31 protein-coding genes are annotated in these 26,416 nt (G+C 50.1%); 30 read left to right on the top strand and 1 reads right to left on the bottom strand.

Annotated elements, in window-relative coordinates; genetic code table 11:
- The 6 genes from EFO84_RS05725 to dnaB form a co-directional block, all read left to right on the top strand.
- Positions 1 to 1,289, top strand: a 1,289-nt coding sequence (locus EFO84_RS05725; protein WP_431355321.1) for an RHS repeat domain-containing protein, incomplete at its 5' end; no start/stop codon positions are given.
- Positions 1,286 to 2,119 carry a hypothetical protein gene (locus tag EFO84_RS05720; protein ID WP_127347104.1) on the top strand — a complete coding sequence of 278 codons (834 nt, stop codon included), beginning with the start codon at positions 1,286 to 1,288 and terminating at the stop codon, positions 2,117 to 2,119. The genes EFO84_RS05725 and EFO84_RS05720, both read left to right, overlap by 4 nt.
- Entirely contained in the window at positions 2,116 to 2,742 is a 627-nt protein-coding gene (locus EFO84_RS05715) for a hypothetical protein (RefSeq protein WP_127347103.1), read from the top strand. Before EFO84_RS05720 ends, EFO84_RS05715 begins: the two co-directional genes overlap by 4 nt.
- Before the next feature lie 5 nt (positions 2,743 to 2,747).
- Positions 2,748 to 3,395, top strand: a complete 648-nt coding sequence (locus EFO84_RS05710; protein WP_127347102.1) for a hypothetical protein — start codon at positions 2,748 to 2,750, stop codon at positions 3,393 to 3,395.
- A 2-nt stretch (positions 3,396 to 3,397) separates the two neighbouring features.
- Positions 3,398 to 4,054, top strand: a complete 657-nt coding sequence (locus EFO84_RS05705; protein WP_127347101.1) for a hypothetical protein — start codon at positions 3,398 to 3,400, stop codon at positions 4,052 to 4,054.
- A 416-nt stretch (positions 4,055 to 4,470) separates the two neighbouring features.
- The gene (gene dnaB / locus EFO84_RS05700) at positions 4,471 to 5,883 is read left to right on the top strand and encodes a replicative DNA helicase (RefSeq protein ID WP_127347100.1); all 1,413 of its coding nucleotides are present in this window, start codon (positions 4,471 to 4,473) and stop codon (positions 5,881 to 5,883) included.
- Here the strand turns inward: dnaB and zur are convergent.
- The gene (zur, locus tag EFO84_RS05695; RefSeq protein WP_127347099.1) at positions 5,880 to 6,329 is read right to left on the bottom strand and encodes a zinc uptake transcriptional repressor Zur; all 450 of its coding nucleotides are present in this window, start codon (positions 6,327 to 6,329) and stop codon (positions 5,880 to 5,882) included. The genes dnaB and zur overlap by 4 nt on opposite strands.
- Positions 6,330 to 6,343: 14 nt before the next feature.
- On the opposite strand from zur, the gene EFO84_RS05690 reads away from it, so the two are divergent.
- The 24 genes from EFO84_RS05690 (at position 6,344) to alaS (ending at position 26,252) form a co-directional block, all read left to right on the top strand.
- Positions 6,344 to 7,948: an amidase gene (locus tag EFO84_RS05690; protein ID WP_127347098.1), complete on the top strand. Its 1,605-nt coding sequence runs from the start codon at positions 6,344 to 6,346 to the stop codon at positions 7,946 to 7,948.
- Positions 7,949 to 8,008: 60 nt separating this feature from the next.
- Positions 8,009 to 9,040 (top strand): tRNA dihydrouridine(20/20a) synthase DusA, encoded by a 1,032-nt coding sequence (gene dusA / locus EFO84_RS05685; protein WP_127347097.1) that lies wholly within the window; start codon positions 8,009 to 8,011, stop codon positions 9,038 to 9,040.
- Positions 9,041 to 9,190: 150 nt separating this feature from the next.
- On the top strand, positions 9,191 to 9,448 hold the full coding sequence (locus EFO84_RS05680; protein WP_127347096.1) for a hypothetical protein: 258 nt from the start codon (positions 9,191 to 9,193) through the stop codon (positions 9,446 to 9,448).
- 209 nt (positions 9,449 to 9,657) lie between these two features.
- A complete protein-coding gene (locus tag EFO84_RS05675; RefSeq protein WP_431355320.1) occupies positions 9,658 to 10,872 on the top strand; it encodes a dipeptidase in 1,215 nt (404 codons plus the stop codon).
- A gap of 264 nt (positions 10,873 to 11,136) precedes the next feature.
- Complete coding sequence (gene rpsJ, locus EFO84_RS05670; RefSeq protein ID WP_127347095.1) at positions 11,137 to 11,448, top strand: 30S ribosomal protein S10; 312 nt, start codon at positions 11,137 to 11,139, stop codon at positions 11,446 to 11,448.
- Between the two features lie 38 nt (positions 11,449 to 11,486).
- Positions 11,487 to 12,131, top strand: a complete 645-nt coding sequence (gene rplC, locus EFO84_RS05665; RefSeq protein WP_127347094.1) for a 50S ribosomal protein L3 — start codon at positions 11,487 to 11,489, stop codon at positions 12,129 to 12,131.
- 18 nt (positions 12,132 to 12,149) lie between these two features.
- The gene (gene rplD / locus EFO84_RS05660) at positions 12,150 to 12,755 is read left to right on the top strand and encodes a 50S ribosomal protein L4 (RefSeq protein ID WP_127347093.1); all 606 of its coding nucleotides are present in this window, start codon (positions 12,150 to 12,152) and stop codon (positions 12,753 to 12,755) included.
- On the top strand, positions 12,752 to 13,054 hold the full coding sequence (rplW, locus tag EFO84_RS05655; protein ID WP_127347092.1) for a 50S ribosomal protein L23: 303 nt from the start codon (positions 12,752 to 12,754) through the stop codon (positions 13,052 to 13,054). The genes rplD and rplW overlap by 4 nt, the downstream gene beginning before the upstream one ends.
- A gap of 14 nt (positions 13,055 to 13,068) precedes the next feature.
- On the top strand, positions 13,069 to 13,893 hold the full coding sequence (rplB, locus tag EFO84_RS05650) for a 50S ribosomal protein L2 (RefSeq protein WP_127347091.1): 825 nt from the start codon (positions 13,069 to 13,071) through the stop codon (positions 13,891 to 13,893).
- 16 nt (positions 13,894 to 13,909) lie between these two features.
- Complete coding sequence (gene rpsS, locus EFO84_RS05645) at positions 13,910 to 14,188, top strand: 30S ribosomal protein S19 (RefSeq protein ID WP_127347090.1); 279 nt, start codon at positions 13,910 to 13,912, stop codon at positions 14,186 to 14,188.
- Positions 14,189 to 14,200: 12 nt separating this feature from the next.
- Positions 14,201 to 14,533, top strand: a complete 333-nt coding sequence (gene rplV / locus EFO84_RS05640; RefSeq protein ID WP_127347105.1) for a 50S ribosomal protein L22 — start codon at positions 14,201 to 14,203, stop codon at positions 14,531 to 14,533.
- Positions 14,534 to 14,543: 10 nt separating this feature from the next.
- Complete coding sequence (rpsC, locus tag EFO84_RS05635; RefSeq protein WP_127347089.1) at positions 14,544 to 15,233, top strand: 30S ribosomal protein S3; 690 nt, start codon at positions 14,544 to 14,546, stop codon at positions 15,231 to 15,233.
- An 11-nt stretch (positions 15,234 to 15,244) separates the two neighbouring features.
- Complete coding sequence (gene rplP / locus EFO84_RS05630; protein WP_127347088.1) at positions 15,245 to 15,658, top strand: 50S ribosomal protein L16; 414 nt, start codon at positions 15,245 to 15,247, stop codon at positions 15,656 to 15,658.
- A complete protein-coding gene (rpmC, locus tag EFO84_RS05625) occupies positions 15,658 to 15,849 on the top strand; it encodes a 50S ribosomal protein L29 (protein ID WP_127347087.1) in 192 nt (63 codons plus the stop codon). The genes rplP and rpmC overlap by 1 nt, the downstream gene beginning before the upstream one ends.
- Positions 15,849 to 16,109 carry a 30S ribosomal protein S17 gene (gene rpsQ, locus EFO84_RS05620; RefSeq protein ID WP_127347086.1) on the top strand — a complete coding sequence of 87 codons (261 nt, stop codon included), beginning with the start codon at positions 15,849 to 15,851 and terminating at the stop codon, positions 16,107 to 16,109. Before rpmC ends, rpsQ begins: the two co-directional genes overlap by 1 nt.
- A 124-nt stretch (positions 16,110 to 16,233) precedes the next feature.
- Positions 16,234 to 18,255, top strand: a complete 2,022-nt coding sequence (locus tag EFO84_RS05615) for an NADPH-dependent 2,4-dienoyl-CoA reductase (RefSeq protein ID WP_127347085.1) — start codon at positions 16,234 to 16,236, stop codon at positions 18,253 to 18,255.
- Positions 18,256 to 18,260: 5 nt separating this feature from the next.
- A complete protein-coding gene (locus tag EFO84_RS05610) occupies positions 18,261 to 19,091 on the top strand; it encodes a PHP domain-containing protein (protein ID WP_127347084.1) in 831 nt (276 codons plus the stop codon).
- A gap of 6 nt (positions 19,092 to 19,097) precedes the next feature.
- Positions 19,098 to 19,724 carry an L-threonylcarbamoyladenylate synthase gene (locus EFO84_RS05605; RefSeq protein WP_127347083.1) on the top strand — a complete coding sequence of 209 codons (627 nt, stop codon included), beginning with the start codon at positions 19,098 to 19,100 and terminating at the stop codon, positions 19,722 to 19,724.
- Between the two features lie 8 nt (positions 19,725 to 19,732).
- On the top strand, positions 19,733 to 20,563 hold the full coding sequence (locus EFO84_RS05600) for a segregation and condensation protein A (RefSeq protein WP_127347082.1): 831 nt from the start codon (positions 19,733 to 19,735) through the stop codon (positions 20,561 to 20,563).
- Positions 20,544 to 21,113, top strand: coding sequence for an SMC-Scp complex subunit ScpB (gene scpB, locus EFO84_RS05595; protein WP_127347081.1), 570 nt, complete (start codon positions 20,544 to 20,546; stop codon positions 21,111 to 21,113). Before EFO84_RS05600 ends, scpB begins: the two co-directional genes overlap by 20 nt.
- A gap of 7 nt (positions 21,114 to 21,120) precedes the next feature.
- Positions 21,121 to 22,104, top strand: coding sequence for a 23S rRNA pseudouridine(2605) synthase RluB (gene rluB / locus EFO84_RS05590; protein ID WP_127347080.1), 984 nt, complete (start codon positions 21,121 to 21,123; stop codon positions 22,102 to 22,104).
- On the top strand, positions 22,088 to 23,131 hold the full coding sequence (locus EFO84_RS05585) for an agmatine deiminase family protein (RefSeq protein ID WP_164742387.1): 1,044 nt from the start codon (positions 22,088 to 22,090) through the stop codon (positions 23,129 to 23,131). The genes rluB and EFO84_RS05585 overlap by 17 nt, the downstream gene beginning before the upstream one ends.
- Entirely contained in the window at positions 23,104 to 23,568 is a 465-nt protein-coding gene (locus tag EFO84_RS05580) for a regulatory protein RecX (RefSeq protein ID WP_127347078.1), read from the top strand. Before EFO84_RS05585 ends, EFO84_RS05580 begins: the two co-directional genes overlap by 28 nt.
- A gap of 77 nt (positions 23,569 to 23,645) precedes the next feature.
- Entirely contained in the window at positions 23,646 to 26,252 is a 2,607-nt protein-coding gene (gene alaS / locus EFO84_RS05575) for an alanine--tRNA ligase (RefSeq protein WP_127347077.1), read from the top strand.
- Positions 26,253 to 26,416: the final 164 nt, after the last annotated feature.

Genomic DNA, 26,416 nt, shown 5'->3' with positions numbered 1-26,416 from the left:
CCATTGGGCACCAGGTGAACTACTATTACGACACCTACAGCCGTATGGTGCAAAAAGATACGGTCGTTAATGGCACCACGTACACGTCACGTACCGAGTTTGACGCCAATTATGGTCGGGTGAAAGCCATTGAGCATGCCAGTGGCATTAAGGTGGCTTATGAGTATGACCCGTACGGCAATGTACTTAGGGTAAAAAATGCCGGCTCTGGCTTTGTCTATCAGGAAAACCTTCAGGCCGATGCCTTGCAGAATATCACCCAGATGGAGAGAAACAACGGTACCTTGTATGAGAACAGAAGTTATGACCAGGTCTCTGGTCAGCTCAAGCGAGTCAACGCTTCAAGTGCGATGGGGCATGAGCTCCATTACCTTGAGTACTTCTACGGCAGCTTCGGTAACCTGGCAAGCCAGACGGTCTATAGCAACAACGGCGCATCAAGTTCAACTGAAAGCTATAGCTATGATGACCTGCACCGGCTGACTAGCAGCAGTCTGACTTCAGGCGGCAGTATCTCCTACAGCTACGATGCCACCGGAAACCTCACGCAGAAAAGCGACTATGCCAGTAGCATGACCTACGGCGCAAGCGGTAAGAGTAATAGCGGTAATGCCGGGCCTAATGCAGTGCTGAGCGCAACGCTTGTTGGTGGTGGTAGTGCAAGTTTTACTTATGATAACAACGGTAACCTGACAAGTGGCGCGGGTAAGAGCATCACCTATAACGCGATGAACAAGCCCACGCAAATCACGGCCAACGGCACCACGGTGAGTTTCTCCTATGATGCCAACTGGCAGCGCTTCAAGAAGGTCATCGGCAGCTCTAGCACGCTGTATTACATTGATGGCTCTGTCGAAGTGGAGCTGACAGGCGGTGACACCATTACCCGCACCTACATTGATGATATCGCTGTCATCAAGCGTACGGAGCATGCGAGTCAGGCCTTGGCGAGCCATGAAATCACCTACACCCTGCGCGACCGTTTAGGCTCTGTTGTGACACTCACCAATCACAACAATCTCATCATGGAGCATCGCAGCTACGACCCGTTCGGCAAGCCCCGCTATGGCACCATGCAGCCAAGCTCCTCGGCAACCCTCTTTAACGTTGCCAACGGCACACCGTTTACTATGCGGGGTTTTACCGACCATGAGCATATTGATGAAGCGCAACTGATTCATATGAACGGACGGGTGTACGATTACAACCTTGGACGTTTCCTGAGCGTGGATCCGTTTATTCAAAGCCCAGGCAATAGCCAGTCCATGAATCTTACTCCTATATTATGAATAATCCGCTGGCGGGGACGGATCCGAGTGGGTATGTGAGTTTGGGGAATCTGGGTTTTCCCAATGAGTTGCAGGATTTGATTGGTGGTCAATTTAAATATCCGCCCGGGTGTCCGTTTTGCGTCTCAACTTCCGCTACCGCACAAAGTAACGGTGCTATGGACAGCCAAAGCGCTTCGGGTAGCAATGTAGCTTCCGAGATTAATGCAGATACTATTGGGTCAACATCGAACCAAAATATTGACGAACGCTGGGTTGAGCTTTGTGGAAAATGCGATATTTCATCGCCGCCCGAACATATAAAAATGGCTGAAGGCCAAAGCTACGATGATATGAGTATCGATGAAAAATACGCGCTGCATATTTCAAGTGTAACGATGGCGGAAACGTATAGGCGGTTAGATCAGGTACAATCAAACTATGGTTACAATCATATGATTAGACAAATAAACAAAGACGACGTTACTGCAGTCTGGTACGCTGATCCTAATGGAAAAAATGCTCCGACGAAGTTAAAACAATCGTATGCTACGGCGGAATATAGCACCGGCGAGAATCTTCGTTTTAACGGTAAAAAAATGGTCGACCTACTCCCGGGAAGGCTAGGTATTCCCGGATTGCTTCACCCGAATATCAGTGACTACACTCGAAGAGCCTATGCTGCAGTAGGCCCATATGGGAAGCAAGGGCAGGATGCATTTAATTTGATTGTCTCGCATGAGTTGGGCCATATAACTGAGGCTAATTCGGACCTAATGGCGGTGAATAAGGAGAACGCGGAACGAGCTGCGAGCGTCGTATATCATGTTTTATATGGAGTGGATAAATGAAAAATTTCATGTTTGCATTGCTTGCGATTATGCCTTTGACAGTTGCGAGCGCCGAAACCCTGACCTACAGAAATTTCATCTCTTCGGAAAATGTAAAAAATCATATCGAGCAGTTTAAGTATCGTTTTGAGGTCAATAAATATGAGGGTATTCCGTTCGGGGGAGACCTTAAGATGGATAACGTTCCGGGCATTATAATTGACGGGGATGTTATTCGTTCGACTGCAGGTTACGAAGAATTTCCTGAGCCTGCTGTTTATCCACTTATGAACGGGAAAGTGGTCAAGTGTTCCGGTATACAGGAACGGTGTCTTGTGATTCCTGATGTCCTTAAACTTTACCTTCCCAATAATGACTTTTATGAGGCGAAGCGTTCCTGGACTTGGGAGGGCTGTAATTTCAGATCCTTTCTCAGAGTGAAGCAGAGCATACTGAATCAAGAAGTTGACGTGGTCATAATAGATTCTTATTGTCCGGAACACTCTTTTTATCAGTTTTCAAGGTTCTCTTATGCACCGGATTTGGGCGTTGTTCATATCGGCATCGTTTCTGAAAACGAGGCGATTGATTTTTATCTGGGCGAGCGCCGGGGATTTTTATCTCAGTCAGCAGGCACAGAATAGCCCTCATGCGGCGCTGTGCATTAGCAGCTGATGTGACGGTTGATCCAAAAAAGAAACAAGTTACGGCGTTCGAACGCACCTACGAAGAAAAATCCGGTGCTGGCGCGGTCAATGGCATGCTGAATACCACCGGTTATGCCGTGACATTGATGGCAAAGCATCTCATTGAAAATTATGGTTCTAGTAATTTTATGCTGGCCTATAACCTCACCGAAGGCATGTGGGCCGACTTATGGGAATCCAGTCAGAATAAGTTTGGTTTTACCACGGCGGTTGTACAGCAGTTCAGCCAAATTATTAATAATGCCAACGCCAAGGGCGGCGGTAACTGGGTGGCTCACAGCCAGGGCGGGGTGATCTTCGCCGAGGCGATGCGGGTCAACCTGAAAAACGGCACCTCAAGCCTGGCTAATATCCGGGTGCAGTTCGACGCCGGGGCCAATAACCGCTGGGTCACCAATGGTTATGCACGGCAACTGGGCGTGGCTGTCAATGGTTACCGGGATCACCCGTTCGATCTGGTGCCGCAAATCGTTGGTGGCCGTGGCCTGCTCAATCCGTTTAAGTTACTGGGCTCGCTGGCGATGTCGCCGTTTTTGGCCGCCGGGCCCGGACTCAGTCCGCATACGCTGCCCTACAAGGAGAATGACTAGCCATGATACGGTTTACATTCACCTTGTTAATCAGTGTATTGCTCACTTCTTGTGGAGCCGCCAGTGGTATGAATAAAGCTTTTAATAGTGACGATTGGATCACCCACCGGGTGGAAATCGGTGATAAGGTATTGCGGTTTTCGGTGCCGAGGGGGCAGGAAATGGCTTATATCGAACCGCCAGCTTACTACGAGCCTGATAGTCTGGAGCTGGCAAGAACCGATCAATTGCCACCCAGTCTTTATATGGCTCATTGGACGTTTGGAGCTCGCTATTGGAAACAGCCTGAAGGCACATTATCATTAAAAATTAAACCAAGCCGCGGACCCTTGGGTTTTGATAAGGACGTTCGTGATCTGAAGACTCTGGAGCAGGCTATCTGGTTATGGGATGTGGCTTACTACAGGAATGCGCTCAATGAAGAACTAACTGGTGAGCCAGAGCCTTTTAAGCCAACAAGAATCAATGGTGTTGACTGGCTGGCTTATACGAATTATCTGCATAAAACCTATATGGCGGTGCCTTTAGATCGTGATCATTATCTTTACGTGGTGGTTGACTTGTCACTAAACGAAAGAAGCCAATATTTCCCGAAAGCCAAGGCAATGGCAGAACGGATTGTTCAGTCGTTTGAGCTTGAGCCGTTATCGAAAAAATGAAGCCCGACAAGGAGAAGGACTAGCAAGCGTAGCCCGTATATAGCGTAGCGGTATACTACGCCAGTAGCATGACGTACGGTTCAAGCGGTAAGAGTAATACCGGTAACGCTGGGCCTAATGCAGTGCTGAGCGCAACGCTTATCGGCGGAGAGAGTGCAAGCTTTAGCTATGACAACAACGGTAATCTGATAAGTGGCGCGGGCCCCCTCTGGCAGGATAGTTAGCACCACTCAAAAAATAACCAGGTTGGGCGTTAAGATTTCATTGTGGCACGCTATTCAAAGCAATCTAGGCACGTTGTTTTAAGTAACATCAAGTCACTAAGCAGAACCCTAAGGGGTTCTGCTTTCTTATTGGGTCAGCATTTTGTATAGTCTGCTACATCTAGTTCTTATCGTTCACTTACAGAGACCCGCATGGCAGAAAAACGCTCGGAGCAAGCGTCCCGCAAAGATGCAAAATTAGATGCGATCAAGACCCCACCGCATTCCATAGAAGCGGAGCAGTCGGTGTTAGGCGGCTTAATGCTGGATACCCAAGCGTGGGATACCGTTGCTGGCGAGATCATTGCAGATGATTTCTATCATCGTGGCCACCGGTTAATTTTTAAAGCGATGCATCATTTAGCCGAGCGCACACAGCCTATCGACTTAGTCACTGTGTCCGAAGTATTAGAGACCACGAGTGAACTGCAAGATGTCGGTGGTTTTGCCTATTTAGGTGAAATTGCGAAGAACACTCCGAGTGCCGCGAACATCCGAGCGTACGCCAAAATCGTGCGTGAGCGTGCCATTGTGCGTGAGATGATCGCCGTTGCTAACGATATTGCTGAATCTGGTTTTGATACCCAAAGCCGTACCAGCGCCGAATTGCTCGATGAAGCCGAACGCAAAGTATTTTTGATTGCCGAAAAGCGCATCAACCAGAACGAAGGTCCGCAGGCCATAGTGCCGATCCTAGAAAAAACCATTAACCGCATTGAGCAACTCAGTGCCAACAAAAATCATAATGGGGTTACCGGGGCATCCACCGGCTTTGCCGATTTGGATCGTATGACTGCCGGCTTGCAGAAATCTGATTTAATTATCGTTGCAGCGCGACCTTCTATGGGTAAAACCACCTTTGCCATGAACTTAGTCGAAAACGTGGCGATGAAATCTGCGTATCCAGTGCTGGTTTTCAGCTTAGAAATGCCCTCCGAACAAATCATGATGCGGATGCTGGCGTCGCTCAGTCATGTTGACCAAACTCGTATTCGAAACGGTCAGCTTAAAGACGAAGATTGGGACCGCATTGCCTCAACCATCAATATTTTGAAAGAACGCAATAACATCTTGATTGATGACTCTTCGGGCTTAACGCCAACCGAAGTGCGCTCACGTGCGCGTCGGGTGCATCGCGAGTACAAAGGCATCAGCATGATTATGGTGGATTATTTGCAGCTGATGACGGTGCCGGGTTTTAACGATAACCGCACTCTAGAAATTGCTGAAATTTCACGTTCATTAAAAGCTTTAGCGAAAGAATTGAGTGTTCCGGTTGTGGCATTGTCGCAGTTGAACCGCTCGTTGGAACAACGCGCTAACAAACGACCAGTCAACTCCGATTTGCGTGAATCGGGATCTATTGAACAAGATGCCGACGTGATCATGTTTATCTATCGCGATGAGGTTTATCATCCAGAATCGGAAGAGCAGGGCATTGCTGAAGTTATTCTAGGCAAGCAGCGGAACGGGCCAATCGGCACCGTTAAACTGAAATTCCAAGGGCAGTTCTCGCGCTTTGATAATTTAGCGATTAGCCAAATGTACGAAGGGTTTGATCGTTAAGCTGAGGCTTGGCAATCGTGGCACAGGCCATGTGCTTCGATAGTTTGCGTTGCCACGGTGAAGCCCTGATTTTCGGCTTGTTTGCGTAACGCGTCGTAAACCCCATCGGACTGAATTTCTTGCACCGAGCCACAGCGCTGGCAAATCAGCATTTGTACTGGGTGATGATGGCCAAAATGACTGCATAATACGTAGCTATTGGAAGAGCTTATTTTATGAACAAAACCTTGCTCTTGCAGAAAATCTAGTGCCCGGTAAATAGTCGGTGGTTTGGCATTTGGAACCGCTGATTTGAGCTTGTCGAGCAAATCGTAGGCGCCGATAGCACCGCTCTCGGCGGCCAGGATCTCAAACACCTCACGGCGGGCTGGAGTAAGACGCGCACCACGATTTTCACAAATTTGTTCGGCTTTAGTAACGAGCCGTAGGGTTTCTTTACAAGTCATGACAAGAGTTTATCATGCAATTAATTTTACCGGTAGCGGCAGAGGGAATGATGATGACAGTTTGGCGTAATTCAATCTTACTGGCGCTGGCAGTATGTGGCCTGATGGCCAGCAGCACAGCAGCTACATCAGTCACGCTGCATGAGGCGACGGTGTCGCAATTACAACAAGCAATGGTTGAGCGCCGTTTGAGTGCGGTTCAATTGCTCGACTATTATCTAGCCCAGATTGGCGCGCACGATCAAAATGGCGCTGAGTTGAAGGCGCTGATCAGTGTTCAAGATCCTGACGTTTTGCGTCAGCTAGCGCAACAATTAGATGATGAACGTACGGCGGGTAAGGTGCGCGGGCCACTGCACGGTATTCCGGTGGTATTGAAGGATAATATTGATACTGCCGATGGTTTGGCAACCACCGCAGGATCATGGTTATTACGCGATCATCATGCTGCGGATGATGCCTTTATTGTTTCTCGCTTGCGCGACGCCGGAGCGATTATTTTGGGCAAAGCGAACTTGAGTGAATGGGCGAACTTTCGCTCCAGTTATTCATCGTCGGGTTGGAGCAGTTTGGGTGGGCAAACCAAGAACCCTTACGATACCAGCCGCAGCCCCTGTGGTTCTAGCTCAGGCTCGGCTGTCGCGGTCAGTGCAAATTTTACCGCCCTCGCTGTTGGCACTGAAACCGATGGCTCGTTGGTTTGCCCAGCAAGCATCAACGGCATTGTCAGCATCAAACCAACACTCGGTTTAATTAGCCGTGACGGCATTATTCCCATTGCGCACAGCCAAGATACCGCCGGGCCTATGGCGCGCACTGTCACCGATGCGGTGATATTGCTACAGGCGATGAGCCATTATGATGAGCGCGATGGAGCGAGCTATGCCAATGCCGTTGAGTTTACTCATCATCTGCGCTTAGATGGGCTCAAGGGTAAGCGCATTGGTGTGATGCGTGATTTGACCGGCTATCATCCTGATGTCGACAGAGTATTTAATCAGCAGCTCGAGCTACTGCGTCAGGCTGGTGCTGAGATAGTAGATGAGCTCAGCTTTCCTAATGGCCGTAATTGGAATCAAGCCGAGTTTACCGTGCTACTGCACGAGTTCAAGAGCGACATTGCCAGCTACTTACAAAACAGTGCAGTGGCTGATTTTCGTAGCTTAGCTGATTTAATTGCTGCCAACCGCGCGTATGCAAGTCAGACCATGCCGTGGTTCGGTCAGGATTTATTTGAGTTAGCCGAGGCCCGTCAAGCTGACCAGCAGGATGCTTATGAGCAGGCGTTAAATCAGGCGAAACAGGCGGCGGGTCAAGACGGTATTGATGCCGTGTTAACGCAGCACAAGTTGGACGTACTGATAGCACCAACCGGCGGGCCAGCTTGGAAAATTGACTTGATCACCGGCGACCATTTTCTTGGCTCTGCCAGCGGCGCCGCAGCGGTTGCAGGGTACCCGCATATTACGGTACCGATGGGGCAGGTTGGGCACTTACCGGTGGGTATCAGCTTTTTTGCCTCAGCTCATGATGAGCCGATTTTGATTGAAGCGGCCTATGCCTTTGAGCAGCTAGCCAACGCACGTTTTGCACCAGTATTGCTGCCGAGCAGCAATTAGCGGTTGCATAGCGACAACGGGCGGTTAGACTATGCGCCTCATTGATCACGAAGCCAGGTTATGAACACAGTCGTTTCTTCAGCTCGTACAGCAGCTAACCAACCACTGATAGCGGTGGCGCCGATGCTCGATTGGACCGATCGGCATTGTCGCTACTTTCATCGCTTATTGAGCCAACATGCGGTGCTGTATACCGAAATGGTGACTACCGGCGCTATTTTGTATGGCAAACACGACTTTTTAGTATTCAACCCGGCTGAGCAACCGCTGGTTTTACAATTAGGCGGGAGTGACCCGGTCGCTATGGCGGAGTGCACTGCGTTAGCCGCAGAACGTGGCTACCGTGAGGTCAATATCAATGTCGGCTGCCCGTCTGATCGGGTACAAAATGGTAGTTTTGGTGCCTGTTTAATGGCTGAGCCTGACACCGTAGCCGCCTGCGTAGCAGCTATGAAACGAGCCGCGCCGACGACCACCATTTCGGTGAAAACTCGGCTTGGTATTGATCAGCATGATAGCGACGAATTCTTGCAAGCGTTCCTAGAGCCCATTATGGCTGCCGGCTGCCATGATGTGACCTTGCATGCCCGTAATGCTTGGCTACAAGGGTTGAGCCCTAAGCAAAACCGCGATATTCCGCCACTACGCTACGATCGGGTGTATCGCATGAAGCAGCGCTATCCACAGCTGCACGTGTCAATTAACGGTGGCATTACCAGCAGCGCTCAAATTGCTGAGCATCTGCAGCATGTCGATGGTGTGATGATTGGCCGAGAAGCCTATCAAAATCCGCGCATAGTGACCGAGTTTGATGCGTTTTATGGCCGTGTTAGCGAACCGATGCCGTTAGTTGATGTGGTGATGCAAATGGTCGCCTACACCAATCAGCATATTAGCCAAGGTGGCCGTGCCTGGCATGTAGCCCGACACATGTTGGGGCTGTTCCAAGGCTTACCCGGAGCGCGGCGCTGGCGTCAATTGCTCAGCCAATTAGGACCGCAAGCCAACAGCGCAGAAGATTTATTCTTACCGGCACTGAGTGCGGTTACCGATGCCATGCAGCAGCATCAACAACGCCAGGAAAGTGAATAAAACCACCACTAATTATCCAATTTATTCTGGTGATTTTCACTAATAAAAAATTAAAACGTTTAAAAACATAGATTTATAAAAGTTGGCACAGACTCTGCATATTCCCTAGTGAACCCGGCAATAGCCACTTACACTACGGAGATAAACCCCATGAAAAAGGTAATGATTGCAGTTGTATTAGCCAGTGCTTCAATGATGATGAACCCAGCTGCCCAAGCTGCTGAAACATCCACCATTGATTATTTAGGTCAGGCCATTAGCCAGCAAGCCAATGCGGTTAAGAACGAATTGGTTCGCGCTACCGAAAACGCCCTGAAACAAACCATGGCGGATATTAAGCTGGTGTTTGCCAGTGCTCCTGAAGAATCAGCCAAAGTCGTGACGGTTGCTGCTGCTGAGCAGGAGTAATGCCGATGTTACTTAATCCTTACTTGTTATCTATGCTGTTGTTTGCACCGGTGTTAGGTACCGTAGTCGCCGGTGCGGTCTACAGCGTTAGTCAGTCGATTAGCGGCATCAAATCGGAGTGATTCACGCGGCTCAATGTGCTAATCTGAGGTTCTTTTGCGCAGCCCATGCGCGAACAATAAGAACAACTACTCAGAGGAAGCGCCCGCGTGAAAACCTTTTCTACCCTTGGTCTTGTGACCGCCATTGCCCTATCGAGTGTAGCTTGCAGCGACGCTGAGCCCACCCAACAAGCGGTGGAAGCCGGCGACCGAGCGAAACAACTTGCCCAGCAGTACATGATTGTTGATACCCACATCGACGTGCCTTATCGCTTACGTGATGATTGGGAAGATGTCAGCAAAGCCACTCAACGCGGTGATTTTGACTACCCGCGTGCTGTTGCTGGCGGCTTAAACGTGCCGTTTATGTCTATTTATATTCCGGCCGCACTCGAGCGTACACCCGGTGCCAGTTACCAACTTGCGCATGAACTCATTGATGGTATGGAAGCACTGGTATGGCGCGCCCCAGAAAAGTTTGGCATGGCCTATTCAAGTGCTGACGCGGAGCGCTTATTCGCACAAGGCAAAATTGGTATCGCCTTGGGTATGGAAAACGGCGCACCCATTGAAGGCAAGCTGGAAAATCTTCAAACCTTCTTTGATCGCGGTATTCGCTACATCACCTTGTCACACTCTGAATCCAATCATATTGCTGACTCATCGTACGACTTACGTAAGCAATGGAATGGCTTGAGCCCATTTGGTAAAGAACTGATTGTTGAAATGAATAACTTAGGCGTAATGGCCGATATTTCGCATGTTTCTGACGATGCTTTTTGGCAAACCCTTGAGATCACCAAAACCCCAGTGATTGCCTCGCATTCGTCATTGCGCCGCTTCACGCCTGGGTTTGAGCGCAACATGAGTGACGATATGATTGTTGCATTAGCGAAAAATGGCGGCGTCATCATGATCAACTTTGGTTCGTCATTTGTGACTCAGCAGGCTAACCGTTATAACGACATGATTCGTCCGCAAATTGACGCGATTCGTGCAGAACTTGGTGATAGCGAAGAAGCCGATGCGAAAATTGCGGAACTACGCGGAAAAAACCCGTACCCATTTGCCACTTTAGAACAAGTTCTTGATCACATTGACCATGTCAAAGCCTTGGTGGGTATCGATTACATTGGTATTGGTTCAGATTACGACGGCGTCGGTGATTCATTGCCGGTTGGCCTGAAAGATGTTTCTACCTATCCGAATTTGGTGCAGGGCCTGCTTGATCGTGGCTACAGCGAAGACGAGATCGGTAAAATTTTGTCGGGCAATTTAATGCGCGTTTGGAAAGCTGTCGAAAGCTACGCCGCTGCTCATTAATAGCCCACTTTTAGCGTTGACATTTGGCCGCGAAAGCGTATAATTCGCGGCCACAGTGCCACTCCCCTTGGGGTTCAGGTTGGCTAAGCGGGCTTTAAAGCGCGCGCAATCAACTCGGTAATTGGACACTGTGATAGGTTGCCACAGCAATCCCGATAGGGGATTGAATGTATTTTCGTTGAAAATACCCCATCCGGTATGTGCCAGGGTGGTGGTTTTTTTCTGTGCTCTTTTTTAAATGCTCTTTAATTGAGGCTATTTTTCATGGCTAATCAAAGAATTCGGATTCGCTTAAAAGCGTTCGATCACCGTCTGATTGACCAGTCAACTGCAGAAATCGTTGAAACTGCAAAACGTACTGGTGCTCAGGTACGTGGTCCAATCCCACTGCCAACACGCAAAGAACGTTTTGTTGTGCTGATTTCTCCGCACGCTAACAAAGATGCGCGTGACCAGTACGAGATCCGTACCCACAAGCGTTTGATCGACATCATGGACCCAACTGACAAGACTGTAGACGCGTTAATGCGTTTGGACCTTGCTGCTGGCGTTGATGTGCAGATTAGCTTGGGTTAAGCGGGCAGTAATAGGATTACACACGAGAGGTTTTAACAATGGCTATTGGTCTAGTCGGTCGTAAAGTAGGAATGACGCGTGTCTTCCAAGAAGACGGCGCTTCTGTACCTGTTACTGTAATTGAAGTAACTGCAAACCGTGTGACTCAGGTAAAAACTGATGACACTGACGGATATCGCGCACTTCAAGTCACAACAGGCGAGAAAAAAGCAAGCCGCGTTTCTAAGCCACTTGCTGGTCACTTCGCAAAAGCGGGTGTTGATGCAGGTCGCGGTCTCTGGGAATTCCGCCTAGAGAATGGTGAAGGTGAAGAGTTTACAGTGGGTTCAGAAATCACTGTTGAATTGTTTGCTGAAACCAAAAAAGTTGACGTTACCGGCACTTCAAAAGGTAAAGGCTTCCAAGGCGCTATCAAGCGTTGGAACTTTAGCATGCAAGACGCTACCCACGGTAACTCGCGCTCACATCGTGCGCCGGGTTCTATTGGTCAAAACCAGTCACCGGGTCGCGTTTTTAAAGGCAAGAAGATGGCAGGTCAAATGGGTAACAAGCAAATCACCGTACAAACGTTAGACGTAGTACGTGTTGACGCTGAGCGTGGCTTGTTACTGGTTCGCGGCGCTGTCCCTGGTGCTATTGGCGGCGATGTTATCGTTAAGCCAGCAGTCAAGGCAAAGGCGTAACGTCCGAGGAGAATGGTGATGGAATTAACATTAAAAGACGCAAAAGGCGCTCTTGAAGTTTCCGAAGCTACCTTTGGACGTGAGTTCAATGAAGCTTTGGTACATCAAGTCGTCGTAGCATATGCAGCCGGTGCTCGTCAGGGTAGCCGTGCGCAAAAGACGCGTTCTGAAGTTTCTGGCGGTGGTAAAAAGCCGTGGAAACAAAAAGGTTCAGGCCGTGCTCGTGCAGGTACTACACGTAGCCCAATCTGGCGTACCGGTGGTGTGACTTTCGCAGCGAAACCACAAAACCACAGCCAGAAAGTAAACAAGAAAATGTATCGTGGTGCTCTGATGAGCATTTTGTCAGAACTGGTTCGTCAAGGCCGCCTGATGGTGGTTGAGAACTTTGCCGTTGAATCGCCAAAGACCAAAGAACTGGCCGCGAAACTGAAAGCGATGGATCTGAACGACGTTCTGATCATCACCAAAGAAGTGGACGAGAACTTGTTCTTAGCGTCACGCAACTTGCATAAAGTTGATGTTCGCGATGTACAAGGAATTGACCCGGTGAGCTTAATCGCTTTTGAAAATGTTCTGATGACTGCTGATGCAGTGAAGCAACTTGAGGAGAAATTGTCATGATGCGCGAAGAACGTTTACTTCAAGTACTTGTCGCTCCTCACGTTTCTGAAAAGTCGACCACGGCTGCAGAAACGAATAACACGGTTGTGTTTAAAGTTGCTACGAATGCCACTAAAGCTGAAATCAAAGCAGCCGTTGAAAAGCTGTTTGAAGTTCAAGTTAAAGGCGTTCGCACAGTCAACGTTAAAGGCAAAACCAAACGTACCGGCATGCGCGTAGGTAAGCGCAGTGACTGGAAAAAAGCGTATGTCACCCTGCAAGAAGGCTCTGACATCGACTTCGTCGGCGGCGCTGAGTAATAGGAGGAATTCACATGGCATTAGTTAAGTGTAAGCCTACGTCTCCAGGTCGTCGTCACCTCGTTAAAGTGGTTAACGAAGATCTGTACAAAGGTAAGCCATACGCCCCGTTGTTGGATAAAAACAACAAAAACGGTGGCCGTAACAACAATGGTCGTATCACAGTGCGTCATATCGGTGGTGGTCATAAGCAACACTATCGTATGGTTGACTTCAAACGTGATAAAGACGGTATCCCAGCAAAAGTTGAGCGCTTGGAATATGATCCAAACCGTTCAGCCAACATTGCTTTAGTGCTTTATGCAGACGGCGAGCGTCGTTACATTTTAGCGCCTAAAGGCATGAAAGCCGGTGATGCAGTTCAATCAGGTGTAGATGCACCTATCAAAGCCGGTAACACTTTACCACTGCGTAATATTCCAGTTGGTGCTGTTGTTCACGCTTTGGAAATGAAGCCAGGTAAAGGCGCACAGTTGGCTCGCTCTGCGGGTGCATCAGTGCAAGTACTTGGTCGCGATGGCGCGTACGTAACAGTTCGTTTGCGTTCTGGCGAAGTTCGTCGGATTCAATCGGATTGCCGTGCAACTATCGGCGAAGTAGGCAACGCAGAACACATGCTGCGTCAATTGGGTAAAGCTGGTGCAGTGCGCTGGCGTGGTGTTCGTCCGACCGTTCGCGGTGTGGCGATGAACCCAGTTGATCACCCACACGGTGGTGGTGAAGGTCGTACTTCAGGTGGTCGTCATCCGGTTTCTCCATGGGGAACACCGACTAAGGGTTATAAGACCCGTAGTAACAAGCGTACTGATAAATTCATCGTACGTCGTCGCAGCAAATAAGAGTTGAGGATTAGACATGCCACGTTCTCTTAAAAAAGGTCCATTTATTGACCTTCACCTATTGAATAAGGTGGAGAAAGCGTTGGAAGCCGGGGACAAGAAGCCTATTAAAACTTGGTCTCGCCGTTCAATGATTATCCCAGATATGATTGGCTTAACGTTAGCTGTTCATAATGGTCGCCAGCACGTGCCAGTATTCGTCTCTGACGAAATGGTTGGTCACAAACTAGGCGAATTCGCACCAACCCGCACTTATCGTGGCCACGCCGCTGATAAGAAAGCGAAGAAACGGTAAGGGAGACAGATGATGGAAGCTATTGCTATTCACAAGTTTGCCCGCCTTTCGCCACAAAAAGGCCGGTTGGTTGCTGACCAGATCCGCGGTTTACCAGTTGCGAAAGCACTGGAAATTTTGGCCTACAGCCCTAAAGATGCAGCTGGTCTGCTGAAAAAGGTGCTGGAGTCAGCCATCGCGAATGCTGAACACAACGAAGGTGCCGACATCGACGAGTTGAAAGTCGCTAAAATCATGGTGGACGAAGGTCCACAGATGAAGCGTATCAAGCCTCGTGCGAAAGGTCGTGCTGATCGTATCATCAAGCGTACCAGCCACATTACTGTGGTTGTTTCGGATAGCTAGGAGATAAGTTATGGGTCAGAAAGTTCATCCTAATGGTATTCGCCTAGGTATCACCAAACCATGGAATGCAACTTGGTTCGCGAATACAAAAGATTTTGCTGATAACCTGCATGGTGATCACTTAGTACGTTTAATGCTGAAAAAAGAACTGAGCCAAGCCTCAGTATCTCGTATCGTCATTGAGCGTCCAGCAAAAAGCATCCGTGTCACCATTCACACTGCCCGTCCGGGTGTGGTGATTGGTAAGAAAGGTGAAGACGTTGAAAAACTTCGTCAAGCCGTTTCTAAATTGACCGGTGTACCAGCACAAATCAACATCTCAGAAGTGCGTAAGCCAGAAATGGATGCACAGCTGGTTGCTGAAAACATCGCTGGTCAGCTTGAGCGTCGGGTGATGTTCCGTCGTGCTATGAAGCGCGCGGTACAAAACGCTATGCGTATTGGCGCCAAAGGTATCAAAGTAGAAGTAAGCGGCCGTTTAGGCGGTGCTGAAATTGCTCGTACTGAATGGTACCGTGAAGGTCGCGTTCCATTGCACACATTGCGTGCGGACATCGACTACGCAACGGCAGAAGCAGGTACCACCTACGGTATCATTGGTGTGAAAGTTTGGGTTTTCCGTGGTGAAGTTCTTGGTGGCATGCCTACCGAAGAAAAACCAGCGGCAGCTCCAGCTAAACGCCCCAAAGGCCGTAAGTAAGGAGAGACGAAATGTTGCAACCTAAGCGTACAAAATTCCGTAAAGTTTTTAAGGGCCGTAACCGTGGTCTCGCGCAGTCTGGTAACAAAGTCAGCTTCGGTACTTTCGGTTTGAAAGCGGTTGACCGTGGTCGTATGACTGCACGTCAAATCGAAGCGGCTCGTCGTGCTTTGACGCGTCACGTGAAACGTCAAGGTAAGATTTGGATCCGCGTGTTCCCAGACAAGCCAATTACCAATAAGCCACTTGAAGTGCGTATGGGTAAAGGTAAGGGTAGCGTGGAGTATTGGGTAGCTCAGATTCAGCCAGGCCGCGTCCTGTATGAAATCGACGGTGTATCAGAAGAAACTGCGCGTGAAGCGTTTGATCTTGCTGCACGTAAGCTGCCATTCAAAACCACCTTTGTGATTCGGACGGTGATGTAATGAAAGCGAACGAACTGAAAGATAAAACCGTTGAGCAGCTGCAAGAAGAGTTGTTAGGTTTGCGTCGTGAGCAGTTTAATCTGCGCATGCAATCCGCAACTGGCCAGCTGAATCAAACACACATGTTGAAGCAAGTGCGTCGTGATATTGCACGTGTTAAAACTGTATTGACCCAGAAGGCAGGTGCATAATGTCTGAGCAAACTATCCGGACTCTGCAAGGCCGTGTGACCAGCGACAAAATGGACAAGTCGATCACTGTGGCAATTACCCGTCGGGTAAAACACCCTGTGTATGGCAAGTACTTAACTCGTACTACCAAGTTGCATGCACACGACGAAAACAACGAATGCAAAACTGGCGACCTCGTGACTATTCGCGAAACTCGCCCGGTCTCTAAGACCAAATGTTGGGCATTAGTTGAAATCGTAGAGCGCGCAGAAGTTATCTAATTAGCTTCAGCTAGTTATCTGAAACGGCGTCCCTCGGGGCGCCGTTTTTATTTGCCTGCTTGTCTGCTCGGCTGAATCACAGTAAAGTGGCATGATTCAAACACGTGTTTAAGTTGAGGTGCTTGTGTCGACTGCGTATCCACATTTATTACAGCCGCTTGATTTAGGTTTTACCAGTATTAAGAACCGTGTGTTAATGGGTTCTATGCATACTGGTTTAGAAGAAGAAAAGGGCGGTTTTGCTAAATTAGCTGAGTATTATGAGGCGCGTGCTAAAGGTGGTGTTGGCCTGATTGTGACCGGTGGTATTAGCCCTAACTTTAGAGGTCGCGTGGCGCCATTTGGTAGTGAACTCAGTCGCCCTTGGCAGGTTGCTAAGCACCGTTTGATTACTGATGCTGTCCACCGTCACGACAGTAAGATTTGTATGCAAATTCTGCATACTGGTCGCTACGCCTACCATCCATTCTCAGTCGCACCGAGCAAGATTAAATCACCGATCACGCCGTTTACCCCCAAAGCCATGAGTGAACGGCAAATTCGCACCACCATTGCGCATTTCGCCCGTGCCGCACGGTTGGCGCAAAAGGCCGGTTACGATGGCGTTGAGGTGATGGGTTCAGAAGGCTACCTGATCAACCAGTTTATCTGTCCGCGCACCAATCAGCGCAGTGACCAATGGGGTGGATCATTTGAAAACCGCACCCGCTTAGCGCGTGAAATTATCAAAGCAGTGCGCGCCGAAGTAGGACCAAATTTCATCATTATTTATCGTTTATCGATGCTGGATCTGGTGCCTGATGGCAACACTTTTGACGAGGTGATTGCGCTCGGTAAAGCCGTCAGTGAACTCGGCGTAAATATTATTAACAGTGGTATTGGCTGGCATGAGGCGCGGGTGCCTACCATTGTCACCTCGGTACCGCGAGCTGCCTTTAGTTGGATCACGGCAAAAGTGCGTGAGCATTTATCGGTGCCGGTGGTGGCGGTGAACCGCATTAATACGCCAGAAATCGCTGAGCAAATTCTCGCCAAAGGTGAAGCCGATATGGTGTCGATGGCGCGCCCGTTGCTGGCCGACCCAGACTTCGTCAATAAGGCTGCCGCCAATCAAGCGCATCGTATTAACACCTGTATTGCCTGTAACCAAGGCTGTTTAGATCATGTGTTCGAAAACAAACGGGCGACCTGTTTGGTCAACCCATTTGCTTGTTATGAAGCTGAGCTAAAGCTTACTCCCGTCGCTAAAACCAAGCACATTGCTGTGGTTGGTGCTGGCCCAGCGGGCTTAGCCTTCGCCTGTTATGCGGCCGAACGCGGGCATAAAGTCGCGCTGTTCGATAGCGCCGGAGAGATTGGCGGGCAATTTAACTATGCCAAGCAGATCCCTGGCAAAGAAGAGTTTCATGAAACCATTCGCTATTTTAATCAGCGCATAACAGAGCTCGGTATTACGGTGCATTTGAATCAACGCCAAAGCGCCGCCAGTCTGCTCGCTGGTCAGTTTGATGAGGTTGTGCTGGCCACCGGCATTGTACCGCGCAAACTGGAGCTCCCTGGCATTGAATCAAGCAAAGTGCTGAGCTATTTGGATGTGCTGCGTGATCGTAAACCCGTCGGCCAACGTGTCGCCATTATTGGCGCTGGTGGTATTGGTTTTGATGTTGCCGAATTAATTACCACCGAACACTCACCGTCGCTGTCAGTCACCGAGTGGTCGCGTATTTGGGGGGTGGATAGTAACTACACTGACCGTGGCGGTTTAACCAAGCCAGGTAAGGAACATAATCCGCGTGAGGTGTACTTATTGCAGCGTAAAACCAGCAAAGTAGGCGATGGTTTAGGCAAAACCTCGGGCTGGGTGCATCGCGCTACGCTGAAGCAGAAAAATGTGCAAATGATAGCTGGGGTCACCTACAAAGAGGTGACCGAGCAGGGTTTAGTGATTGAAGTAAATGGCCAAACCAGCGTATTAGAAGTCGACCACATTATTGTTTGTGCCGGGCAATTGCCGCTGCGCGAATTGCAGCAGGATTTGCAGGCCGCAGGGCAGTCGGTGCATTTGATTGGTGGTGCTGATGTGGCCGCTGAGCTCGATGCCAAACGCGCCATGCGTCAAGCCGCAGAGCTGGCGGTAGCCATTTGAACCAGGTGTACGATCTACATTGCCATACCAACCTATCGGATGGTGCCCTAAGCCCAGCCGAGTTGGTGCAGCGCGCCGCTCATTTTGGCGTGCAGCAATTGGCGATCACCGACCACGACACCATTGCCGCGCTAGCACCAGCGCAGGCCGCAATTGCTGAGCAGCAGCTAGCTTTGCAGTTGATTACTGGGGTGGAATTGACCTGCCGTTGGCAGAATCATGAAATACATTTAGTGGCACTAAATTTTGACCCTGAGCACACCGACTTAGTGCAATTACTGGAACAACAGCAGCAGCAGCGCCGTGACCGCTACGCAGCCATGGTGGCGCGCTTAGATTATTTAGGTTTAGCCATTACCCCACCGGCGGTACAGCAGCTGACCATGCCCACCCGCAAGCACTTGGCAGACGCGTTAGTGGAGCAAGGAAAAGTGAGCTCCGTTGAGGCGGCATTCCAGCGTTATCTCGGCGCCGGCAAGTTAGCCTATATCAAAGCTCAATGGGTGGAGTTGGAGCAGGCCATCGCAGTGGTTAAAGCTGCAGGTGGTTACTCAATCATTGCCCACCCACATGCCTATCAACTCAGCAATAAATGGCTACGACGGCTGTTCAGTGAAGGTAAAGATGCGGGTTTAGATGGCATTGAAGTGGCCATTGGTGCGCAGGCTCCTGGACAACGCGAGGCGCTCGCCTTGATGGCTAACGATCTTAATTTGGCGGCATCGGTCGGCTCCGATTTTCATGCGCCTTTACGCTGGCGTGAATTGGGCAAAAATCTTTGTCTGCCGCCCAGCTGTGTGCCAATATGGACGCAATGGTCTGCTAACAACAAATAAGCCCTTATGAGCCAGTATTTTGAAATTCATCGTGACAACCCGCAGCTGCGGCTGATTGAGCAAGCCGCGCAAATTATTATGCGCGGCGGGGTAGCGGTGTATCCTACCGATTCCGGCTATGCCATTGGCTGCCGTATTGGCGAGAAAAATGCCATGGAGCGTATTTGTCGTATTCGGCAAATCGATAAGCACCACCATTTCACGCTTATGTGCCGTGACCTCTCAGAATTAGCCACCTATGCGCGCGTCGATAACAGCGCCTTTCGCTTGCTGAAGAATAATACGCCTGGCGCCTATACCTTTATTTTAAAAGGCACCAAAGAGGTGCCGCGTCGCTTGCTTAACGAAAAACGCAAAACTATTGGTATTCGGGTATCAGATGACCCTATTACGATGGCGCTGCTAGAGGTGCTCGGTGAGCCATTGATGTCAACGTCGTTAGTACTCGATGGCAACGAATTCGCTGAGTCTGACCCAGAAGAGATTAAACGCCGTTTAGGGCGTTTGGTTGATGTCATTATCGATGGTGACCATCGTGGCGAAGAGCCAACCACGGTGATTGATATGGCTGATGACGATGTGATAGTGGTCCGTGAAGGTGCTGGCGATGTACGTCCTTTTATTAACGACTGATTAGCACTATGACTGAGAGCATCAGTACCCCACAACAGCACTCCTTAGCGCTTGGCTTTGTGCGCGGTGAGCCAGTTCTGGAGCGCCCTGAAGATCTCTACATTCCCCCTGATGCCCTCGAGCTTATTCTGGAGAGCTTTGCTGGCCCTATGGATCTGCTGTTGTATCTGATTCGACGGCAGAAGTTCGATATTGTCGATTTACCGATCCTGCCGATCACTCAGCAGTACATGGCCTACGTGGAAATGATGAAAGATCTCAAGCTTGAACTCGCCGCCGATTATTTGGTGATGGCGGCTATGCTGACCGAGATCAAAAGCCGACTGCTGCTACCCAAGCCACCATCTGAGGTGGATGACGAGCTTGATCCGCGAGCTGAATTAGTACGCCGTTTGCAAGAGTATGAGGCGATTCGTAAAGGTGCTGAGTATTTAGATGGGCTGCCACAACAAGGGCGTGACTATTTTATTGGTCATAGCGGCACTGATGCCAAGCAATGGCTACAGCAGCAATTACCTGACATCGCCTTGCAAGAATTGGCTATGGCATTTAGTCAGGCATTAGCCCAAGCACAATTACTTAACCATCACCAAGTACAGCGTGAAAAGCTGTCTACCCGCGAGCGTATGAGCCGTATTCTAGATTTATTGCAGCAACGAAAGCGGCTACGCTTTGCTGATTTGTTTAGTGTCAGTGAGGGGCGCCCCGGCGTGGTGGTTAGCTTTCTTGCTGTACTGGAGCTGGTCAAAGAAGCTCTGATTGACGTGGTGCAAGTCGATGCTTACAGTGAAATTCATATTGCCAGCAAAGAGTTAGACGATGCAGCAACAACAACTTAAACAAACCGTTGAGGCCTTGCTATTTGTCGCCGAGCAACCACTGAACGAAGCGCAGTTGTTGCAGCACTTTAGTGATAGCTTGGGCGCTGATGTGGTGAGCCGCAAGCAGCTGCAGCAAATTCTGGCTGAATTGCAAAGTGACTATGCTGAGCGCGGGGTACAATTATGCAAAGTAGCCAGCGGTTATAGATTTCAGACACGCGCCGAGTTGGGTGGTATAATCAGCCAACTGTGGCAAGAGAAGCCACCGCGGTATTCGCAAGCATTGTTAGAGACCCTCGCCCTAGTCGCCTATCGGCAACCCATCACGCGAGGGGATATTGAGGCGATTCGTGGCGTCAGTGTGAGTTCACAGATCATCAAGACCTTGCAAGAACGTGGCTGGATTAAAGTGGTAGGGCATCGGGAAGTTCCGGGCCGCCCGCAGCTTTACGCCACGACCGCTGAATTTTTAGATTATTTTGGTTTGCAGGATTTATCCCAATTACCGGATATCCCTGCAGCTGCAACCGCATCACCAATCGCTGAGACAGCGCCTAAACAAGAGTAAGTGACCCATGAGTGAAAAGTTACAAAAGATTTTAGCCCGTTCGGGGCATGGCTCGCGCCGTGAATTAGAGGCAAAAATTGCCGCCGGACGCGTTAGTGTCAATGGCGTTGTCGCCACCTTAGGTGAGCGTATTGAAGCCGATGCCAAAGTACGCATTGATGGTCACGAAGTGAATATTAAACCACTCGAAGATGTGGTGTGCCGGGTATTAATGTACCACAAGCCCGAAGGAGAATTGTGTACGCGCAAAGACCCAGAAGGTCGTCCCACTGTTTATGACCGTTTACCACGTATGCAAGGCGCCCGCTGGGTAGCAGTTGGCCGCTTAGATGTAAACACCTCAGGGTTGTTGTTATTCACCACCGATGGCGAGCTAGCCAATCGGCTGATGCACCCAGCGCATCAAATTGAGCGCGAATATGCCGTGCGAGTGTTCGGCGAAGTCACCGATGAGATGCTGAAAATCCTAAGCAAGGGTGTGACCTTAGAAGATGGCCCCGCCTCGTTTAAAGAAATTAAACGCGGTGGTGGTGAAGGTATTAACCAATGGTTTAACGTGATGCTCACTGAAGGCCGTAATCGCGAAGTACGGCGTTTGTGGGAGTCGCAAGGGGTGCAGGTATCGCGGCTGATACGGGTGCGCTACGGCTCGATTAAACTGGAACAAGGCTTGCCACAAAGTGGTTGGGGCGAGTTAACCCTTGAGCAAGTGAATTATTTGCGTAGCTTAGTACAATTACCACCTGAAGACCGCAGCTTTATTGACCCCAATCGATCAGAAACACGGCAAAAGCGCTATTCGCGTGCTCGCCGCAATCAGCAACGCAGCCGTGTGCAAGGTGGCAAAGCAGTAGCCAGCACTGCCAAGCCGGGTAGTAAAAAGCTCAATGACAAAGCCCCGAAAGAGCTGGTGCGCAAACCAAAACCGAAAGCTACCGGCAGCAAGCCGCGCAGTAAGCCGATTGGTAAAACCCGTGCAGGTACGCGCTGATTGGCAATTGTCGGGGCCACTGTTAGCGCTGTGGCCATTTCGTAGTGATGTGTGGCGGCTGCAAGGGCGCCCAGCCCAACAACAGCTGTTGCAGCTACTGCGAACAATTGCCCCCTTCCATGCGGTCATGCTGGCCGTGCCGCCGCAGTTATATGCAACGGTACGGCGCCAAATCGGTGCTGAATTTCCGCTCATTATACTGCCTTACAACGATGCTTGGCCGCGTGACTTTGGGCCGTTATGGCTGCACAACGCCGAGTCTGATCGTAGCCATGCGCTGCAATTTGATTTTCATGCTTGGCAGGGCTTATACCCCGATTATCAAGCCGATCTGCGTTTTGCCGGCGCCTTAACGCGGCAGCTGGCTTGCCCTTTGGCTAAGCACAACATGGTTTTAGAAGGCGGCGCGATCAGCACCAACGGTGATGGTATCGCCATTGCTCATGCTGTCTCGCTGCAGCGCAATAATCCGCACCTCCGATTGTCACAGATAGCTGCTCAACTCAAGCGACAGCTTGGCTTACGGCATATTTTTTGGCTGTACGAAGCGCATCCAGCTGATGAGACCGGCGGACATAGTGATAACCAAGTTCAATTTGTTGATCGCCAAACTATAGCCCATAGTGTATCGCCACAGTGTCTTAGTCGTTTGCAACAGGATGTTACCGCAGCGGGGCTGACCCTGCGTTGGCTGGCGCTACCGCCGACACAAACCATAGCCGCCAACCGCCATGACTTTCATAGCGTGCGCCGCCGTAAGGGGGTACTGGCGCGCGGGCAACGCCCGTTGCTAGCCAGCTATGTGAATTTCATTCGCGTGGCAGACTTGTTATTGTTACCACAGTTTGGTGTGTCCACTGACCAAGATGCGGTGCAAACTATGCGCGAGCATTTCCCAAAGTTGCGCGTATTTGGTGTGGCGGCAGATGAATTTATCAAAGCCGGTGGCGGGCCGCATTGTTTAACTTTGAATCTTCCTGAAAGTGGGGCGTTGAGTGCATGGATGAACAACAGCAACAAGCGTTAGATGTGGTGGTGCGGCTGTTAGCTGGCCGCGAGCACAGCCGCCATGAATTGCAGCAAAAATTGCTACAGCGCGGTTTTACCAGCTCTGATGCCAGCGCTGCTATTAGCCGCGCGGCAGAACGGGGTTGGCAAAGTGATACACGCTACGCCGAAATGTGGGTGCGTCACTGTTTGCAAAAAGGTCACGGTGCTAGCAAAGTTCGCGCTGCTGCACAGCAACGCGGCATTGCCCGCGAATTGATTGATGAAGCCTTGCAGCAAGCTGATCCCGATTGGGATGACGCTTGTTATCGGCGTCTGCTCAAACGTTTTGGCCAGCAGCCACCGCTAGAGCCCAAACAACGCGACAAAATGATCCGCCATTTGCTCAGCCAGGGCTTCACCTATGGGCAAATAAAACAGGCGCTGGAACGTCAATCTGCTGCGCAATCTGACTAGTCGAAAGGCGCCTTTCATGGTAGGCTTTGGCGCTATTCAAAGCTGATAATTTCAACCGAATGACTAGGGTGTTGTGCATGACTATGAGCAGTGCGGAAATCCGTGAAGCGTTTTTACATTACTTTGCTGAGCGCGGTCACCAGCGTGTGGCATCGGCTTCATTGGTACCAGGTAACGACCCAACGCTGTTATTCACCAACGCGGGTATGGTGCAATTTAAAGATGTGTTTTTAGGCGATGATAAGCGCGATTATACCCGTGCAGTATCGTCACAACGCTGCTTGCGTGCCGGTGGCAAACACAATGACCTGGAAAACGTCGGTTACACGGCCCGCCACCACACCTTCTTCGAAATGCTCGGTAATTTCAGCTTTGGCGACTACTTTAAGCGTGAAGCCATTCAATACGCCTGGGAGTTCTTAACCGGCGTACTCAAGTTACCCGCTGAGAAACTTTGGGTAACGGTATTCACTGAAGACGATGAAGCGTACGCCATTTGGGCCAACGAAATTGGTGTCCCTACCGATCGTATCGCACGCATAGGCGCCAAAGATAACTTCTGGGCCATGGGTGATACTGGCCCTTGTGGTCCGTGTTCAGAAATTTTCTACGATCATGGTCCAGAGGTATGGGGCGGCCCGCCAGGAACCCCAGAAGAAGACGGTGACCGCTACATCGAGATCTGGAACTTAGTATTCATGCAATATAACCGTCAGGCCGACGGCACGTTGTTGCCATTACCGAAACCTTCGGTAGATACCGGTATGGGCTTGGAACGGATTGCTGCGGTATTGCAACATGTGCACAGCAACTATGAAATTGATACCTTTGATGCATTGATTCGTGCGGCCGCTAAAATCATTGGTTGTGATGATTTGGGCAATAAATCGCTGCGGGTTATTGCCGACCACATTCGTTCATGCAGTTTCTTAATTGCCGATGGTGTGATGCCATCGAATGAAGGCCGTGGTTATGTGCTGCGCCGTATTATTCGCCGCGCCGCGCGTCATGGCAGCATGCTCGGCGCGCAGGTTGGTTTTTTCCATAAACTGGTGGCCGAGCTGGCCACGCAGATGGGCCAAGCATATCCAGAGCTGGTAACCAAACGCACCATTATTGAACAAGCATTAGCGCGCGAAGAAGAGCAGTTTGGTAAGACCCTTGAGCGTGGCTTGGGGATTTTACAGGATGCATTGAGCCAGCTTGACGGAACCGTGATCCCCGGTGATGTGGTGTTTAAGCTGTATGACACCTACGGCTTCCCGCTCGATTTAACCGCTGATATCGCCCGTGAAAAGCAACTCACCATTGATGAAGACGGTTTTCAAGCCGCAATGGAGCAACAGCGTCAACGTGCGCAGCAAGCCTCACAATTTGGTATGGATTACAACGAACGCCTGAAATCGTCGCAGCGCAGTGAATTTGTTGGTTACGCCGATACAGCTGCCAGCAGCCAAGTGGTTGAATTGTTTGTTGATGGTAAAGCGGTAACGCAACTCGATGCCGGTCAGCAAGGTATCGTGGTACTTGCGAGTACACCATTTTATGCAGAGAGCGGTGGCCAAATTGGTGACCAAGGTAAATTAGTCGCTAATGGCGGCGCTTTTGTGGTGGAAGATACTCAATACATCGGTAAGGCGATTGCTCACCATGGCCGTAGTGATGTGGCCTTGAAAGTGGGGGACCGCGTCGCTGCTGAAATTGATCAAGCGCGGCGTGAAGCGATCAAGCGTCACCATTCCGCCACGCACTTATTGCATGCGGCGTTGCGTAATTTACTTGGTGAACATGTGAATCAGAAGGGCTCACTGGTCAGTGCCGAGCGCTTGCGTTTCGACTTTGCTCATTTTTCGGCAGTGACCGCAGAGCAATTGGATGCTATTGAGCGCCAAGTCAACCAAGAAATTATCAATAACCATGTGCTTGATATCAACTACATGCCAATTGAACAAGCCAAACAAGCCGGTGCGATGGCCCTGTTTGGCGAAAAATATGATGATGTAGTGCGGGTTGTGCGCATGGGCGACTATTCCTTAGAACTCTGCGGCGGTACCCATGTAGAGCGTACCGGCGATATTGGCCAGTTCCGCATAGTTAGTGAGTCTGGTATTGCTTCTGGTGTGCGCCGTATCGAGGCGGTTACCGGTATGCAGGCGGCGCGCTACAGTTTGACTCAGCAACAGCAGTTACGCGCTGCAGCAGCGTTGTTTAAGGCTGATCCCGCACAGCTGACCGAACGTGTGGTCGCCTTGGTTGAGCGCAGTAAAGGTCTAGAGAAGACTATCGCTGAATTACAACAAAAGCTAGCCGCGCAAGCTGGTGGCGATTTAGTGGGACAAGCACTACACTTTGGCGAGCACAAGGTGATCTTGGCGCAACTGCATGACGTAGATCAAAAGGCTCTACGTAGCATGGTCGACGATTTGAAAAATCAAATTGGTAGCGGTGTTGTGGTATTAGCCGTAGCCAGCAATGACAAAGTTGCACTGATAGCTGGTGTCACTAATGACTTAACAGCACAGGTTAAAGCTGGTGATATCATTAGCCGAGCAGCTGCTGAAGTCGGTGGTAAGGGCGGCGGTCGACCTGACCTGGCTCAGGCTGGCGGTACCGATACTGGGCGAATTGACGCGGCGTTGCAAGCGGCCCGTGACTACCTCGAACAGCAGTTTGGCACGCACTAAAATATTTGTGCTCTTGGTATGAACTGGTCTTGTGCGCAAGACCTAAGCGGTTTACTATAACAATCGTGATATCGGTGAATGCGTAACACGATTGCCCTTTAGCGGTCCGTTGTTGTGGTAATTTTTATCAACGACAGCGGGCATTGAGAGATGTATTGAAGGAG

Source organism: Pseudidiomarina mangrovi (assembly GCF_003999375.1).
In the GTDB taxonomy this organism is placed as follows: domain Bacteria; phylum Pseudomonadota; class Gammaproteobacteria; order Enterobacterales; family Alteromonadaceae; genus Pseudidiomarina; species Pseudidiomarina mangrovi.
The sequence above is the reverse complement of the archived record's forward strand: the minus strand, read 5'-3'. Positions and strand labels throughout refer to the sequence as shown.

What these genes read in the sequence shown, in the direction of transcription:
- EFO84_RS05720 (WP_127347104.1), top strand. Translation starts at nt 1,286, where the DNA reads ATGAATAATCCGCTGGCGGGGACGGATCCGAGTGGGTATGTGAGTTTG.
- EFO84_RS05715 (WP_127347103.1), top strand. Translation starts at nt 2,116, where the DNA reads ATGAAAAATTTCATGTTTGCATTGCTTGCGATTATGCCTTTGACAGTT.
- EFO84_RS05710 (WP_127347102.1), top strand. Translation starts at nt 2,748, where the DNA reads ATGCGGCGCTGTGCATTAGCAGCTGATGTGACGGTTGATCCAAAAAAG.
- EFO84_RS05705 (WP_127347101.1), top strand. Translation starts at nt 3,398, where the DNA reads ATGATACGGTTTACATTCACCTTGTTAATCAGTGTATTGCTCACTTCT.
- dnaB (WP_127347100.1), top strand. Translation starts at nt 4,471, where the DNA reads ATGGCAGAAAAACGCTCGGAGCAAGCGTCCCGCAAAGATGCAAAATTA.
- zur (WP_127347099.1), bottom strand. Translation starts at nt 6,329, where the DNA reads ATGACTTGTAAAGAAACCCTACGGCTCGTTACTAAAGCCGAACAAATT.
- EFO84_RS05690 (WP_127347098.1), top strand. Translation starts at nt 6,344, where the DNA reads ATGCAATTAATTTTACCGGTAGCGGCAGAGGGAATGATGATGACAGTT.
- dusA (WP_127347097.1), top strand. Translation starts at nt 8,009, where the DNA reads ATGAACACAGTCGTTTCTTCAGCTCGTACAGCAGCTAACCAACCACTG.
- EFO84_RS05680 (WP_127347096.1), top strand. Translation starts at nt 9,191, where the DNA reads ATGAAAAAGGTAATGATTGCAGTTGTATTAGCCAGTGCTTCAATGATG.
- rpsJ (WP_127347095.1), top strand. Translation starts at nt 11,137, where the DNA reads ATGGCTAATCAAAGAATTCGGATTCGCTTAAAAGCGTTCGATCACCGT.
- rplC (WP_127347094.1), top strand. Translation starts at nt 11,487, where the DNA reads ATGGCTATTGGTCTAGTCGGTCGTAAAGTAGGAATGACGCGTGTCTTC.
- rplD (WP_127347093.1), top strand. Translation starts at nt 12,150, where the DNA reads ATGGAATTAACATTAAAAGACGCAAAAGGCGCTCTTGAAGTTTCCGAA.
- rplW (WP_127347092.1), top strand. Translation starts at nt 12,752, where the DNA reads ATGATGCGCGAAGAACGTTTACTTCAAGTACTTGTCGCTCCTCACGTT.
- rplB (WP_127347091.1), top strand. Translation starts at nt 13,069, where the DNA reads ATGGCATTAGTTAAGTGTAAGCCTACGTCTCCAGGTCGTCGTCACCTC.
- rpsS (WP_127347090.1), top strand. Translation starts at nt 13,910, where the DNA reads ATGCCACGTTCTCTTAAAAAAGGTCCATTTATTGACCTTCACCTATTG.
- rplV (WP_127347105.1), top strand. Translation starts at nt 14,201, where the DNA reads ATGGAAGCTATTGCTATTCACAAGTTTGCCCGCCTTTCGCCACAAAAA.
- rpsC (WP_127347089.1), top strand. Translation starts at nt 14,544, where the DNA reads ATGGGTCAGAAAGTTCATCCTAATGGTATTCGCCTAGGTATCACCAAA.
- rplP (WP_127347088.1), top strand. Translation starts at nt 15,245, where the DNA reads ATGTTGCAACCTAAGCGTACAAAATTCCGTAAAGTTTTTAAGGGCCGT.
- rpmC (WP_127347087.1), top strand. Translation starts at nt 15,658, where the DNA reads ATGAAAGCGAACGAACTGAAAGATAAAACCGTTGAGCAGCTGCAAGAA.
- rpsQ (WP_127347086.1), top strand. Translation starts at nt 15,849, where the DNA reads ATGTCTGAGCAAACTATCCGGACTCTGCAAGGCCGTGTGACCAGCGAC.
- EFO84_RS05605 (WP_127347083.1), top strand. Translation starts at nt 19,098, where the DNA reads ATGAGCCAGTATTTTGAAATTCATCGTGACAACCCGCAGCTGCGGCTG.
- EFO84_RS05600 (WP_127347082.1), top strand. Translation starts at nt 19,733, where the DNA reads ATGACTGAGAGCATCAGTACCCCACAACAGCACTCCTTAGCGCTTGGC.
- scpB (WP_127347081.1), top strand. Translation starts at nt 20,544, where the DNA reads ATGCAGCAACAACAACTTAAACAAACCGTTGAGGCCTTGCTATTTGTC.
- rluB (WP_127347080.1), top strand. Translation starts at nt 21,121, where the DNA reads ATGAGTGAAAAGTTACAAAAGATTTTAGCCCGTTCGGGGCATGGCTCG.
- EFO84_RS05580 (WP_127347078.1), top strand. Translation starts at nt 23,104, where the DNA reads ATGGATGAACAACAGCAACAAGCGTTAGATGTGGTGGTGCGGCTGTTA.
- alaS (WP_127347077.1), top strand. Translation starts at nt 23,646, where the DNA reads ATGACTATGAGCAGTGCGGAAATCCGTGAAGCGTTTTTACATTACTTT.